Origin of the sequence: Streptococcus mitis, from assembly GCF_905187495.1 — a bacterium.
Lineage (GTDB): Bacteria > Bacillota > Bacilli > Lactobacillales > Streptococcaceae > Streptococcus > Streptococcus mitis_CU.
This window is the reverse complement of record NZ_CAJJIB010000151.1, coordinates 299,829-313,081: the sequence shown is the minus strand read 5'-3', so window position 1 is coordinate 313,081 and position 13,253 is coordinate 299,829. Positions and strand designations below refer to the sequence as shown.

General features: G+C 40.9%; 14 protein-coding genes and 1 pseudogene. 12 read left to right on the top strand and 3 right to left on the bottom strand.

Going from position 1 to position 13,253, the window contains the following annotated elements; all coding sequences use genetic code 11:
* The 4 genes and pseudogenes from JQ843_RS07680 (at position 1) to deoD (ending at position 3,764) form a co-directional block, all read left to right on the top strand.
* Positions 1-562, top strand: a pseudogene (locus JQ843_RS07680) (DUF1697 domain-containing protein).
* The gene (locus JQ843_RS07675) at positions 559-1,368 is read left to right on the top strand and encodes a purine-nucleoside phosphorylase (protein WP_084927483.1); all 810 of its coding nucleotides are present in this window, start codon (positions 559-561) and stop codon (positions 1,366-1,368) included. Before JQ843_RS07680 ends, JQ843_RS07675 begins: the two are co-directional and overlap by 4 nt.
* Positions 1,369-1,370: 2 nt before the next feature.
* Positions 1,371-2,654: a chloride channel protein gene (locus tag JQ843_RS07670; protein ID WP_203213322.1), complete on the top strand. Its 1,284-nt coding sequence runs from the start codon at positions 1,371-1,373 to the stop codon at positions 2,652-2,654.
* 399 nt (positions 2,655-3,053) lie between these two features.
* Positions 3,054-3,764 (top strand): purine-nucleoside phosphorylase, encoded by a 711-nt coding sequence (gene deoD, locus JQ843_RS07665; protein ID WP_203213321.1) that lies wholly within the window; start codon positions 3,054-3,056, stop codon positions 3,762-3,764.
* 91 nt (positions 3,765-3,855) lie between these two features.
* Here the strand turns inward: deoD and JQ843_RS07660 are convergent, their stop codons facing one another.
* The 3 genes from JQ843_RS07660 to coaA all read right to left on the bottom strand — a co-directional run bounded on the left by JQ843_RS07660 (position 3,856) and on the right by coaA (position 5,644).
* On the bottom strand, positions 3,856-4,368 hold the full coding sequence (locus JQ843_RS07660) for a DNA topology modulation protein (RefSeq protein ID WP_203213320.1): 513 nt from the start codon (positions 4,366-4,368) through the stop codon (positions 3,856-3,858).
* A gap of 51 nt (positions 4,369-4,419) precedes the next feature.
* Positions 4,420-4,656, bottom strand: a complete 237-nt coding sequence (rpsT, locus tag JQ843_RS07655) for a 30S ribosomal protein S20 (protein ID WP_001274000.1) — start codon at positions 4,654-4,656, stop codon at positions 4,420-4,422.
* 67 nt (positions 4,657-4,723) lie between these two features.
* Positions 4,724-5,644, bottom strand: a complete 921-nt coding sequence (gene coaA / locus JQ843_RS07650; protein WP_020902939.1) for a type I pantothenate kinase — start codon at positions 5,642-5,644, stop codon at positions 4,724-4,726.
* 200 nt (positions 5,645-5,844) lie between these two features.
* On the opposite strand from coaA, the gene JQ843_RS07645 reads away from it, so the two are divergent.
* The 8 genes from JQ843_RS07645 to JQ843_RS07610 all read left to right on the top strand — a co-directional run bounded on the left by JQ843_RS07645 (position 5,845) and on the right by JQ843_RS07610 (position 13,253).
* On the top strand, positions 5,845-6,249 hold the full coding sequence (locus JQ843_RS07645) for a hypothetical protein (RefSeq protein WP_203213319.1): 405 nt from the start codon (positions 5,845-5,847) through the stop codon (positions 6,247-6,249).
* A 209-nt stretch (positions 6,250-6,458) separates the two neighbouring features.
* On the top strand, positions 6,459-7,049 hold the full coding sequence (locus JQ843_RS07640; protein ID WP_338014954.1) for a class I SAM-dependent methyltransferase: 591 nt from the start codon (positions 6,459-6,461) through the stop codon (positions 7,047-7,049).
* Complete coding sequence (locus tag JQ843_RS07635; protein WP_203213318.1) at positions 7,046-8,323, top strand: pyrimidine-nucleoside phosphorylase; 1,278 nt, start codon at positions 7,046-7,048, stop codon at positions 8,321-8,323. The genes JQ843_RS07640 and JQ843_RS07635 overlap by 4 nt, the downstream gene beginning before the upstream one ends.
* Before the next feature lie 19 nt (positions 8,324-8,342).
* Positions 8,343-9,005, top strand: coding sequence for a deoxyribose-phosphate aldolase (gene deoC / locus JQ843_RS07630; RefSeq protein WP_203213317.1), 663 nt, complete (start codon positions 8,343-8,345; stop codon positions 9,003-9,005).
* Positions 8,992-9,381, top strand: a complete 390-nt coding sequence (locus tag JQ843_RS07625; protein WP_203213316.1) for a cytidine deaminase — start codon at positions 8,992-8,994, stop codon at positions 9,379-9,381. Before deoC ends, JQ843_RS07625 begins: the two co-directional genes overlap by 14 nt.
* 89 nt (positions 9,382-9,470) lie before the next feature.
* Positions 9,471-10,523 (top strand): BMP family lipoprotein, encoded by a 1,053-nt coding sequence (locus tag JQ843_RS07620; RefSeq protein ID WP_203213315.1) that lies wholly within the window; start codon positions 9,471-9,473, stop codon positions 10,521-10,523.
* Positions 10,524-10,666: 143 nt separating this feature from the next.
* Entirely contained in the window at positions 10,667-12,202 is a 1,536-nt protein-coding gene (locus JQ843_RS07615; RefSeq protein WP_203213314.1) for an ABC transporter ATP-binding protein, read from the top strand.
* A complete protein-coding gene (locus JQ843_RS07610) occupies positions 12,195-13,253 on the top strand; it encodes an ABC transporter permease (RefSeq protein ID WP_033683459.1) in 1,059 nt (352 codons plus the stop codon). Before JQ843_RS07615 ends, JQ843_RS07610 begins: the two co-directional genes overlap by 8 nt.

Sequence of the window (13,253 nt, the reverse complement as noted above, 5' to 3'; positions counted from 1 at the left end):
ATGACGCGATATGCTTTACTTGTTCGGGGAATTAATGTCGGTGGGAAAAATAAAGTTGTCATGGCGCAACTTCGTCAAGAACTGACAGAGTTGGGACTGGAAAAGGTTGAGACCTACATCAACAGTGGCAATATTTTCTTTACTTCGACAGCTCCCAAAGCCCGATTGGTTGAAAAGTTAGAGGCTTTCTTTGCAGTCCATTATCCATTTATTCAGAGCTTTTCTTTGCTGAGTCAGGAAGATTATGAAGAAGAGCTGAAGAGTCTGCCAGATTGGTGGACCAAAGATTTGGCACGAAAGGATGTCCTCTTTTACACGGAGAGCTTGGATGTGGATCAAGTGATCGAGAAAGTGAACGGTTTGGAACTGGAAGATGAAGTCGTTCATTTTGGAAAACTTGGTATTTTCTGGGGAAAATACTCCGAAGAATCGTACTACGAAACGGCCTATCACAAATACTTACTCAAGATGCCTTTCTACCGCCAAATCACCATTCGTAATGCTAAAACTTTTGACAAAATCGGTCAAATGCTAAAAAACTAATAAAGGAGACACACAATGATATTTTTAGATAAAATCAAGGAAACAGCTGCCTTCCTGAAAGACAAGGGAATCCAAGTACCTGAGTTCGGTCTAATCCTTGGATCAGGGCTTGGAGAACTTGCAGAAGAAATCGAAAATCCAGTTGTAGTAGACTATGCTGAGATTCCAAACTGGGGCCGCTCTACAGTAGTTGGTCACGCTGGTAAATTGGTATATGGAGAACTTGCAGGTCGAAAAGTCTTGGCTCTTCAAGGTCGTTTCCATTTCTATGAAGGAAATCCTCTTGAAGTCGTGACTTTCCCAGTTCGTGTCATGAAAGTTCTTGGATGTGAAGGTGTTATTGTAACCAATGCTGCTGGCGGTATTGGATTTGGTCCTGGTACCTTGATGGCTATCTCAGACCATATTAACATGACGGGGCAAAACCCATTGATGGGTGAAAACTTGGATGATTTTGGTCCTCGTTTTCCAGATATGTCTAAGGCCTACACACCAGAATACCGTGCTACTGCCCATGAAGTGGCTAAAAAACTTGGTATCAAGCTTGATGAAGGTGTCTATATCGGTGTAACTGGTCCGACTTATGAAACACCAGCAGAAATCCGTGCTTATAAGACGCTGGGAGCAGATGCAGTTGGTATGTCGACTGTTCCTGAAGTTATTGTGGCAGCCCACTCAGGCTTGAAAGTTCTGGGAATTTCATGTATCACTAACTTTGCGGCTGGATTCCAAGAAGAACTCAACCACGAAGAAGTTGTAGAAGTGACTGAACGTGTTAAAGGCGACTTTAAAGGCTTGCTTAAAGCGATTCTTGCTGAATTGTAATCATGTTAATAGAATTGAGGAGTATTTTTCGAAAGATTCCTTATAATTTTAGATTATTCCTAGCAGTAATTCTGCAAGGAATAGTTTCGGGTTTATCTGGTATAGTTCTCCATTATCTTTTAGAGATGGTGGAGGAGCTAGCTTTTGGTCAGTCAGAGCATCATACTGGATTTTTGACAGATGGAGTTTCCTCGTTACGGATAGGACTAAGTTTAATAATCGTGGGTCTTGGTTCATCCTTGGTCTGGTATTTCTTGCAAAAAGGGTCGAAGATTTATTCCATCAAAGCTCAGATGAAGGATGAGACTTCACAATACAAGCTTCATTTTCTAAAACAGCTATTTCATTCAATTTGGCAGATCATTGCAGTTGGAGGGGGAGCCCCTATTGGCAAAGAAGCTGCACCACGAGAAATTGGAACTCTATTTGCAGGACCAATTGGAAAAATATGTATACTGTCTATGAAGGATCGCATCTTTCTCCTTGCTTGTGGTGCTGGTGCTGGTTTAGCGGCTGTTTATCAGGTTCCATTAACAAGTGTCTTCTTTGTTTTTGAAACCCTAGGAATTGCTCTATCTATTAAACGATTTGTCTTAGTCGGTTTGACTACTTATGTCTCAACCTATATAGCAGGCTTGGTTATTTCAGATCAGGCTCTCTACCAGATTCCATCGATCACATGGTCATTAAAGGAAATATGGATTATTCCCTTATTACTTCTTTTCTTAACCCCACCAGCTTGGCTTTTTGGTCGCTTAAGTAAGGCAGCGTCTTCAAACAGAATAAAAGATAAACGAGTACTTCTCACATTGCCTACAGCTTTTCTTTTTCTTATTGGATTAGCAAGTTATTTTCCACATCTACTTGGAAATGGACGTATGATGGCTCAGGAAGTATTGAATGGTAGCAATGGCAAAACAGTACTCCTTTTGTTTATATTAAAAGCATTAGTTGTTCTTATTATTCTGTGGGCAGGGGCCTATGGTGGTACCCTTACACCATCTTTTGCCTTGGGGATGGCTGGAACTGCTCTCTTGGGCATAATTCTAGGTGTGGATAGCCAGCCAAGCATTTTACTTTTGGGATCTGTTTGCTTTTTATCTGTGACCTTGAGGGCACCCATTTCTGCAACCGGATTAGTTATAGGTTTCACTGGGCTAGGTATAGATTCTCTTCCGTATCTCTTAGTAACAGCTGTTTTAGCCTATGAATTTGCAAAAATATTAGACCGTTTTTCTTGGGCTAACATACTGTGTCAGAAGTCAAATAATAAAGTAACTAGGTAGGAAATGCCCATTTCTTCTAGTCAATGATTTGATTTAAAAGATTAAAAAAACTCTCAATTTATTTATAACTGTTTTAAATAAAAATGTAGTAGGCCTATTGGAATCTTGATTGAATCCGATTTTTCCTAGCTATGAAATATAAAAATAAAAAAGAAAAGTAGAGCGAGATGTTCTGATTTGAACACGAGCGGAAAACTTTTCTAAAAACTCAGAAGAGAAGGGAGTTCGGATTTGAATAAAAGCCGCTCTAATCTTCTCAATATCATCAAAATTAAGAAAGAAAGGAATTGAACCCACCCTAAAAGCAGTGGGAAAAAGATAGTTGGCCTAGCGAGCATCGCTCACTGCACCCAACTCCTATTTTCCCTTTGCTTTTTGACGGGTTTGGTATCTTATATTATGTCTATCCATATTGCTGCTCAGCAGGGTGAAATTGCTGATAAAATTCTTCTTCCTGGGGATCCTCTTCGTGCTAAGTTTATTGCGGAGAATTTCCTTGAAGATGCTGTTTGTTTTAACGAAGTGCGTAACATGTTTGGTTACACTGGTACTTACAAGGGTCACATTGTATCAGTCATGGGAACTGGTATGGGAATGCCATCCATCTCTATCTATGCGCGTGAGTTGATTGTTGACTACGGTGTGAAAAAATTGATCCGTGTGGGAACAGCAGGTTCATTGAATGAAGATGTTCACGTCCGTGAATTGGTTTTGGCGCAGGCAGCTGCAACCAACTCTAACATCATCCGCAATGACTGGCCACAGTACGATTTCCCACAAATCGCTAGTTTTGATTTGCTTGATAAGGCCTACCATATCGCTAAAGAACTCGGTATGACCACCCACGTTGGGAACGTTTTGTCTTCTGATGTCTTTTATTCAAACTACTTTGAAAAGAACATCGAACTTGGTAAATGGGGAGTCAAGGCTGTGGAAATGGAAGCAGCAGCCCTTTACTATCTGGCAGCCCAACACCATGTTGACGTGCTTGCTATCATGACCATTTCTGATAGTTTGGTCAATCCAGATGAAGATACAACTGCAGAAGAACGCCAAAATACCTTCACCGATATGATGAAGGTTGGATTAGAAACCTTGATTGCAGAATAAAAGGGAACACAAAAGGAAGATTTTCTGAATGAAAATCTTCCTTTTTTAGTCATTCACTACATACTGACCTTAATGAATGTTACTCTATTGTCTATTTTTTAAGAGATTGCAAGAAATAATCAATTTCTGCTTGAGAATGGAGAATATGCATCTTTTCAGGGTAGGTACCACTTAATTTTTGGTATCTTTCCTTAGCATTATTTGTTCGGCCATCCCAGAGAATCCATCGAATAAACTCCCAATTAAATTGTTCTTGACAACCAGCTGCCATACTTTCCCTGACCTTGCCTCGGTATGTGAGGTAACGTTTAAAGGCTCGAAAGAGACAGGTCCATGGTGAAAAGTTGAGAAAGATGATTTGGTCAGCTTCCTGCATTCTTTCTTTGTAATAACACCAAGAATAATTACCATCGATAACCCAAGATTCATGCTTGGTGAGAAAGTTTTTCATCTCGGTCAACATCCATTCGCGGTCACTGTCTTGCCAACCAGGTTGAAATTGGAGTGTATCCATGTGAAGTTTTGGGATGGAGTAGTAGAGAGATAACTTTTCAGCTAGCGTTGACTTACCAGCACCAGAATATCCGATAATTGCGATTTTCATTTTCTACCTTTTCCTATTTGAGGACAAAAAAACAGCCTCTATGGACTGTTCTTATTTAGCAAGTTTAGCTGAAAGACGAGCTTTATCGCGGCTTGCTTTGTTTTTGTGAATCAAACCTTTAGTTTCTGCTTTATCGATAGCTGAGCTAGCAGCACGGAAAAGTTCTTCAGATGGGTTTGCTTCGAAAGCTTTGATAGCAGTACGCATAGCTGATTTTTGAGCTGAGTTCTTTTCGTTTTGTTTAACGTTCAATTCAGCGCGTTTGATAGCTGATTTAATGTTTGCCAATGTTCTTACCTCCATATTTACTAACTATACCATTATATCTGAAAACTTACGTTTTGACAAGGGAAAATTATTTTTTTAAGTAAATTTCATCGATTTCATGGTTCTTTGTTTTATGAAGAATCACTTCTGCACGATTTCTAGTTGGTTCAATATAATTTTGTAAATTTGTGAGATTGATACTGGTCCAGACCTGATGGGCAAAGGATTCCACTTCCCCAATCGGCATTTGTGTAAAACGATAATAGTAGCTATCAGGGTCGTTTTGGGCTAGGCTCAGCATTTTCAAGAAACGGTCTAGATACCAACTCTCGATGTCATCGACTGCAGCATCAACATAGATGGAAAAGTCAAAGAAGTCAGTAATGTAGAGACGCTCATTTTGTGGATTTTGAAAGACATTTATTCCCTCAACAATGACAAAATCAGCAGCTTTGACGCTCTGCTTTTCCTCAGGTACGATGTCGTAGACTTCATGAGAATAGACAGGAATATCTACATCTTGTCCATTTTTGATGTGATCCAGGAAGTTGAGAAGAGCTTCCATATCATAGCTTTCAGGAAATCCCTTGCGATTTAAAATCCCTTGCTCAATCAAGGTCTGGTTGGGATAGAGAAAGCCATCGGTTGTTACCAACTCAACCCTAGCATCTGTAAGTGTACGGGACAGTAGGATTTGAAGTAGGCGACTGGTTGTGGATTTTCCAACGGCAACACTCCCAGAAACCCCAATGATAAAAGGCTGGGACTTGCTTTCACGTTGAAGGAAAATCCCTTTTGAAAAGGCCAAATCATCCTTGGTACGCTTGTAAATCTGGATGAGATGGGCTAGGGGGAGATAGACATCGGTAACATCCTGCAAGCTAATCTGGTCATTAAAACTCTTGATGGATTCTAATTCCTCTTCTGTCAAAGGAGGTGTCGTCTTTCGATGTAAAGATTGCCAAGTCTGGCGGCTGATTTTTTCAAAATGTAAAAATTCGTTGGTCATTTATTTTCCCCTAGATATTTTGTCTATCATACCATAAAAAGCTAAAAAAATAAAGCGGTTTCTTGATGATAGTAAGCTAATATCGTATAATAAAGGTAGATAGAGACTGAACAATTGAATGATGAAGTAGGAGATAGTTTCTACTGATTTATAAGCTTATAAAGGGAACTTTTTGGTTCACAACTTATAGGAGGTGTGTCATGAAAATCTTAAAACGTTATATATTGGAACTCTGTTTTATTTTAAGTTTTGCACTACCTTTTATAAAAGGGGCGAATGCGGATAATGGTAGACGCTTTGTGGAAATCTATTACGGTTTTACTTTTTTGATGGAACATGCCATTGTAACAGCTGTCTTTATCTGTTCGCTCTTGATTGCTTTCTTCCTAAAAAAACGGTGGACGAAATGGCTTGCTGCTGGTAGTTATGTCTTTTTAGTCCTATGGATTGCTACAGAGGGTTATTTCTTCCGCATGTCATTGGAAGATTTGATACGACTTTGGACAAGTTTGGAAATCCTGACAAAAACGTATCAGTTGGGCTTTTATCTAAACATCTTATTGGGAATCCTGTTGATAATTAAGTATTTGAAGGTTAAGCAATAGTCATAAAAATGCGCTTGATTATAGACAATGACTTTGTTGTTTTATCCTGACTATGATATTTCTAGTTCTAAAATGCTTTATCATTTACTTATAAGTGTTGAAAGAGATTGAAGAAAAGGTCTTCTTGACTAGCTTTTTCAGTCTTTTTCGTTTTATTAGCAATTTGTAAACGATTTACAATTTAAGTCAAATTATGGTAAAATAGTTTCATGAGTAAAATGTATTATGCAGAGAATCCTGACGCTGCTCATGACATTCATGAGTTGAGAGTAGAGTTGTTGGGACAAAAAATGACCTTTTTGACGGATGCGGGTGTTTTTAGCAAGAAAATGGTTGACTTTGGAAGTCAACTCTTGCTCAAGTGTCTAGAGGTCGATGAAGGAGAAACTGTCCTTGATGTAGGCTGTGGTTACGGACCTTTGGGCTTGTCCTTGGCTAAGGCTTATGGAGTTCAGGCGACCATGGTCGATATCAATAATCGTGCCTTGGATTTGGCACGACAAAATGCTGAACGAAATAAAGTAGCAGCGACGATTTTCCAGTCCAACATCTATGAACAAGTTGAAGGACATTTTAACCATGTTATTTCCAATCCTCCTATCCGTGCGGGCAAGCAAGTGGTTCATGAAATCATTGAGAAAAGTAAAGATTTCTTGGAAACTGGTGGCGATTTAACAATCGTTATCCAGAAAAAACAGGGGGCTCCAAGTGCTAAGTCCAAGATGGAAGATGTGTTTGGCAATTGTGAAGTCGTTAAAAAAGATAAGGGATACTACATCCTTAGAAGTGTGAAAGAATGAGAGCAGTTGATTTAATCCAAAAGAAACGAGACGGGCAAGAACTGACCTCGAGTGAAATTGAATGGCTAGTTGAAGGCTATGTGTCAGGAACGGTTCCTGATTATCAGATGTCTGCCTTTGCTATGGCTGTCTATTTCAAAGGAATGACGACTCGAGAAATCTCAGACCTAACTATGAATATGGTTCAGACAGGTCAAGAGTTTGATTTATCTGCTATTGATGGGGTTAAGGTTGACAAGCATTCTACGGGTGGTGTTGGTGATAAGGTGACCTTGATTTTGGCTCCTCTTGTTGCTAGTTTTGGTGTGCCTGTTGCAAAAATGAGTGGTCGTGGGCTCGGCCATACGGGTGGAACAATTGATAAATTGGAATCCATTAAGGGCTATCAAGTTGAGCGCAGTCAAGAGGATTTTATTGCACAGGTGCAAGATATTGGAGTATCTGTCATTGGGCAATCAGATCAGCTGGTCAAAGCGGATAAGCTTCTCTACGCCCTCCGTGATGTGACCGCAACTGTCGACACGATTCCTTTGATTGCGAGTTCGGTGATGAGCAAGAAAATTGCGGCAGGGGCGGATGCTATTTTACTAGACGTGACTGTTGGCGAGGGTGCCTTCATGAAGACTGTTGATGAGGCGCGTGAATTGGCTCAAACCATGGTGGAACTTGGTAAGGCAGTTGGTCGAAAGACTGTAGCAGTGATTACGGATATGAGTCAGCCCTTGGGACGAGCGATTGGAAATCGTCTGGAGATCCTTGAAGCACTGGAGATTTTACAAGGTCAAGGTCGTCAGGATATTACCCACTTCATCTGTGAATTGGCTCAAATTATGCTTGGTCTGGCAAATGTAAACAAGACAGTTGAAGAAGTTCACCAACATCTTGAAAATGGCCAAGCACTGGCTAAGTTTGAGGAGATGGTCAAAGCTCAAGGTGGAGATTTGGAAGACCTCTATCGTCCTGTCACTGTTGCCCATGTGGTGGAAATCCCTGCTCAGGAAACAGGTATTATCTCAGCTCTTCCAGCAATGGACTTTGGTCTTTATGCCATGAGACTTGGGGCAGGCCGTGCAGTCAAATCTGATGCCTTGGACTATGAAACTGGAATTGTTTTTGAAAAGAAGGTTGGAGCCTCCGTTCAAAAGGGAGAAATTGTTGCAAAAGTATACACAAATGGAAAAATTTCTCCTCAGCTAGTTACAGATTTTCAAAAATATGTTAAAATGAATGACAGGGTGCAAAGTTTACGAGAAATTATAGAAATCATCTCATAAACTGCAGGAGAATCCGAATATGAAATTAAATAAATATATCGATCATACGCTTTTAAAACAAGATGCAACAGAAAATCAAATTGATTGTTTGTTGTCTGAAGCTAGAGAGTATGATTTTGCCAGTGTTTGCGTTAATCCGACCTGGGTTGAACATGCTAAAAAAGGTCTTGAAGACACAGATGTCAAGGTCTGCACAGTAGTAGGTTTCCCTTTGGGAGCAACAACTTCAGCCGTGAAAGCTTTTGAAACCAAAGAAGCTATCCAAAATGGTGCAGACGAGATTGATATGGTGATCAATGTTGGGGCTCTTAAATCAGGTGATTTGGCCCTGGTAGAGTCAGATATTCGTGCAGTAGTGGAAGCAAGTGGTAACAAGTTAGTGAAAGTCATTATTGAAGCTTGCCTTCTGACTGACCAAGAAAAAGTTGTGGCTTGTCAATTAGCTCAAAAAGCGGGAGCTGATTTTGTTAAAACATCTACTGGCTTTTCAACTGGTGGTGCGACGGTAGCAGATGTTACATTAATGCGTGAAACAGTTGGACCTGATATGGGTGTCAAGGCTGCTGGTGGAGCTCGTTCTTATGTAGATGCTCTTGCCTTTGTGGAAGCAGGTGCGACACGTATTGGAACGTCAGCTGGAGTAGCCATTTTAAAAGGAGAATTGGCAGATGGCGACTACTGAGTTGATTGAACTAGCAATTGAAACCAGCAAGAAAGCCTATGTACCCTATTCTCACTTTCCGGTCAGTGCTGTTCTAGTGGCAAAAGATGCTAGTATTTATACAGGTGTCAATATCGAGAATGCTAGTTATTCTTTGACCAACTGTGGAGAACGTACAGCGATTTTTAAAGCAGTTTCTGAAGGCCAAAGAGAATTTTCAGAATTGATTGTCTATGGTCAGACTGAAAAACCAATTTCACCGTGTGGTGCTTGTCGCCAAGTGATGGCTGAATTTTTTGAACAAGATCTAAAAGTGACCTTAGTCGCAAAAGATAAATCGACGGTCGAGATGACGGTCGGGGAATTACTTCCATACTCTTTTACAGACTTAAACTAGTCTGAGTCGCTCTCTGAGTGGCACGGTCCTTGTGGCCAACCAATCCATACTTGCAACATCGTTGCACATCTTATTTAGGAGGTTCAGTAATGAACAAGAAACAATGGCTAGGCCTTGGTCTAGTTGCAGTGGCAGCAGTTGGACTTGCTGCATGTGGTAACCGCTCTTCTCGTAACGCAGCTTCATCTTCTGATGTGAAGACAAAGGCAGCTATCGTCACTGATACTGGTGGTGTTGATGATAAATCATTCAACCAATCAGCTTGGGAAGGTTTGCAAGACTGGGGTAAAGAACACAATCTTTCAAAAGATAAAGGTTTCACTTACTTCCAATCAACAAGTGAAGCTGACTATGCTAACAACTTGCAACAAGCGGCTGGAAGTTACAACCTAATCTTCGGTGTTGGTTTTGCCCTTCACAATGCGGTTGAAGAAGCAGCAAAAGACCACTCTGACTTGAACTATGTCTTGATTGATGATGTGATTAAAGATCAAAAGAATGTTGCTAGTGTAACATTTGCTGATAATGAAGCGGCTTACCTTGCGGGTGTTGCAGCGGCTAAAACAACTAAAACAAAACAAGTTGGTTTTGTAGGTGGTATCGAATCTGAAGTTATCTCACGTTTTGCAGCTGGATTTAAAGCTGGTGTTGAATCAGTAGACCCATCTATCAAAGTACAAGTTGACTATGCTGGTTCATTTGGTGATGCTGCTAAAGGTAAAACAATTGCAGCGGCACAATACGCAGCTGGTGCAGACGTTGTTTACCAAGCAGCAGGTGGAACAGGTGCTGGTGTCTTTGCAGAAGCAAAATCACTCAACGAAAGCCGTCCTGAAAATGAAAAAGTTTGGGTTATCGGTGTTGACCGTGACCAAGAAGCAGAAGGTAAATACACTTCTAAAGATGGTAAAGAATCAAACTTCGTTCTTGTATCTACTTTGAAACAAGTTGGTACAACTGTAAAAGATATTGCTAACAAGGCAGAAAAAGGTGAATTCCCTGGCGGTCAAGTGATCGTTTACTCATTGAAAGATAAAGGGGTTGACTTGGCAGTAACAAACCTTTCAGAAGAAGGTAAAAAAGCTGTCGAAGATGCTAAAGCTAAAATCCTTGATGGAAGCGTAAAAGTTCCTGAAAAATAATGGATGGAAGTCATTTCTTAGGAAGCGGCCCTCGGCCGCTTTTTTAAGAGTTGAGGCAAAGTCATTTTGTCTCAGTAAAGCTTGCTACTAGACAAACTAGCAAGTTTTATTGAAATAAAATAAGACTCTGAAAGGAAGAGCACATGGCACACGAAAATGTCATTGAGATGCGTGATATTACCAAGGTGTTTGGTGAATTTGTTGCCAACGACAAAATCAACCTGCACCTACGAAAAGGTGAAATTCATGCACTTTTAGGAGAAAATGGGGCTGGAAAGTCCACGCTCATGAACATGTTAGCAGGGCTTCTTGAACCAACCAGTGGTGAAATTGTGGTCAACGGTCAAGTTGTCAACCTCGATTCACCGTCTAAAGCGGCTAGCTTGGGAATTGGAATGGTTCACCAGCATTTTATGTTGGTAGAAGCCTTCACAGTGGCTGAAAACATCATTTTAGGTAGTGAATTAACTAAAAATGGTGTATTAGATATCGCTGGAGCTAGCAAAGAAATCAAAGCTCTTTCTGAACGTTATGGCTTAGCGGTTGACCCTTCTGCCAAGATAGCAGATATCTCAGTTGGAGCCCAACAACGTGTAGAAATTTTAAAAACCCTTTATCGGGGGGCTGATATCCTTATCTTTGACGAACCAACGGCCGTTTTGACTCCATCAGAAATTGATGAGTTGATGGCTATTATGAAAAATCTTGTCAAAGAAGGAAAATCAATTATCTTGATTACCCATAAGTTGGATGAGATTCGCGCAGTTTCTGACCGAGTTACAGTTATCCGTCGTGGGAAATCAATTGAAACCGTCGAAATTGCAGGGGCTACCAATGCTGATTTAGCAGAAATGATGGTGGGTCGTTCTGTTTCCTTTAAAACAGAGAAGCAAGTCTCTCAACCAAAAGAAGTTGTCTTGTCTATTAAAGACTTGGTGGTCAATGAAAACCGCGGTGTCCCAGCTGTGAAAAATCTGTCCTTGGATGTTCGTGCTGGAGAGATTGTTGGTATTGCGGGTATTGATGGAAATGGTCAGTCTGAACTGATTCAAGCCATCACAGGCCTTCGCAAGGTTGAATCTGGTAGCATTGAGCTAAAAGGAGATTCAATTGTAGGCTTGCACCCACGTCAGATTACCGAGTTGAGTGTTGGGCACGTTCCAGAAGACCGTCACCGTGATGGTTTGATTTTAGAAATGATGATTTCTGAAAATATTGCCCTTCAAACCTACTACAAAGAACCACATAGTAAAAATGGAATTTTGAACTATTCAAATATTACTTCTTATGCTAAAAAGCTAATGGAAGAGTTTGATGTTCGTGCTGCCAGCGAATTTGTTCCTGCAGCTGCACTCTCAGGAGGAAATCAACAAAAAGCAATTATTGCTCGTGAAATTGATCGTGATCCTGATCTCCTTATCGTCAGCCAGCCAACTCGTGGGTTGGATGTCGGTGCCATTGAGTATATCCACAAACGCTTGATTGAAGAGCGTGATAATGGCAAGGCTGTCCTTGTTGTCAGCTTTGAATTGGATGAGATTTTAAACGTCTCAGACCGTATTGCCGTTATCCACGATGGTAAGATTCAAGGTATTGTATCACCAGAAACAACCAATAAACAAGAACTTGGTGTCTTGATGGCAGGTGGAAACTTGGGAAAGGAGAAGAGTGATGTCTAAAAAATTACAACAAATTTCGGTTCCCTTGATTTCTGTATTCCTAGGAATTTTACTCGGAGCCATTGTTATGTGGATCTTCGGTTATGATGCTATTTGGGGCTACGAAGAATTGTTCTATACAGCCTTTGGTAGCCTGCGTGGGATTGGAGAAATCTTCCGTGCTATGGGTCCTCTGGTCTTGATTGGTCTTGGTTTTGCTGTTGCCAGTCGAGCTGGTTTCTTTAACGTCGGACTTCCTGGTCAGGCTTTGGCAGGTTGGATTCTCAGTGGTTGGTTTGCCCTGTCGCATCCAGATATGCCCCGTCCCTTGATGATTTTAGCGACTATCGTGATTGCCTTGATTGCTGGTGGGATTGTCGGAGCGATTCCGGGTATTCTTAGAGCCTATCTAGGGACGTCAGAGGTTATCGTAACTATCATGATGAACTACATCGTTTTGTATGTAGGAAATGCCTTTATCCATGCCTTCCCTAAAGACTTTATGCAAAGTACAGATTCGACCATTCGTGTTGGGGCTAATGCAACCTATCAGACACCTTGGTTGGCTGAGTTGACTGGTAACTCACGGATGAATATTGGTATTTTCTTTGCTCTCATTGCAGTTGCAGTCATTTGGTTCATGCTCAAGAAAACAACCCTTGGTTTTGAAATCCGTGCGGTTGGTCTTAATCCACACGCTTCAGAATATGCTGGTATTTCTGCAAAAAGAACGATTATCCTCTCAATGATTATTTCAGGTGCTTTGGCAGGTCTTGGTGGAGCTGTTGAAGGGCTTGGAACCTTCCAGAACGTCTATGTTCAAGGGGCGTCATTAGCTGTCGGATTTAACGGGATGGCGGTTAGTCTGCTTGCAGCCAACTCACCAATCGGTATTCTCTTTGCAGCCTTCCTATTTGGTGTTCTCCAAGTTGGAGCACCAGGTATGAATGCGGCGCAGGTACCGTCTGAGCTTGTCAGCATTGTAACAGCGTCTATTATCTTCTTTGTCAGTGTTCATTACCTTATCGAACGCTTTGTCAAACCGAAAAAACAAGTTAAAGGAGGTAAGTAA

What these genes read in the sequence shown, in the direction of transcription:
- deoD (WP_203213321.1), top strand. Translation starts at nt 3,054, where the DNA reads ATGTCTATCCATATTGCTGCTCAGCAGGGTGAAATTGCTGATAAAATT.
- JQ843_RS07645 (WP_203213319.1), top strand. Translation starts at nt 5,845, where the DNA reads ATGAAAATCTTAAAACGTTATATATTGGAACTCTGTTTTATTTTAAGT.
- JQ843_RS07660 (WP_203213320.1), bottom strand. Translation starts at nt 4,368, where the DNA reads ATGAAAATCGCAATTATCGGATATTCTGGTGCTGGTAAGTCAACGCTA.
- JQ843_RS07615 (WP_203213314.1), top strand. Translation starts at nt 10,667, where the DNA reads ATGGCACACGAAAATGTCATTGAGATGCGTGATATTACCAAGGTGTTT.
- JQ843_RS07625 (WP_203213316.1), top strand. Translation starts at nt 8,992, where the DNA reads ATGGCGACTACTGAGTTGATTGAACTAGCAATTGAAACCAGCAAGAAA.
- coaA (WP_020902939.1), bottom strand. Translation starts at nt 5,644, where the DNA reads ATGACCAACGAATTTTTACATTTTGAAAAAATCAGCCGCCAGACTTGG.
- JQ843_RS07640 (WP_338014954.1), top strand. Translation starts at nt 6,459, where the DNA reads ATGAGTAAAATGTATTATGCAGAGAATCCTGACGCTGCTCATGACATT.
- JQ843_RS07675 (WP_084927483.1), top strand. Translation starts at nt 559, where the DNA reads ATGATATTTTTAGATAAAATCAAGGAAACAGCTGCCTTCCTGAAAGAC.
- deoC (WP_203213317.1), top strand. Translation starts at nt 8,343, where the DNA reads ATGAAATTAAATAAATATATCGATCATACGCTTTTAAAACAAGATGCA.
- JQ843_RS07670 (WP_203213322.1), top strand. Translation starts at nt 1,371, where the DNA reads ATGTTAATAGAATTGAGGAGTATTTTTCGAAAGATTCCTTATAATTTT.
- JQ843_RS07620 (WP_203213315.1), top strand. Translation starts at nt 9,471, where the DNA reads ATGAACAAGAAACAATGGCTAGGCCTTGGTCTAGTTGCAGTGGCAGCA.
- JQ843_RS07610 (WP_033683459.1), top strand. Translation starts at nt 12,195, where the DNA reads ATGTCTAAAAAATTACAACAAATTTCGGTTCCCTTGATTTCTGTATTC.
- JQ843_RS07635 (WP_203213318.1), top strand. Translation starts at nt 7,046, where the DNA reads ATGAGAGCAGTTGATTTAATCCAAAAGAAACGAGACGGGCAAGAACTG.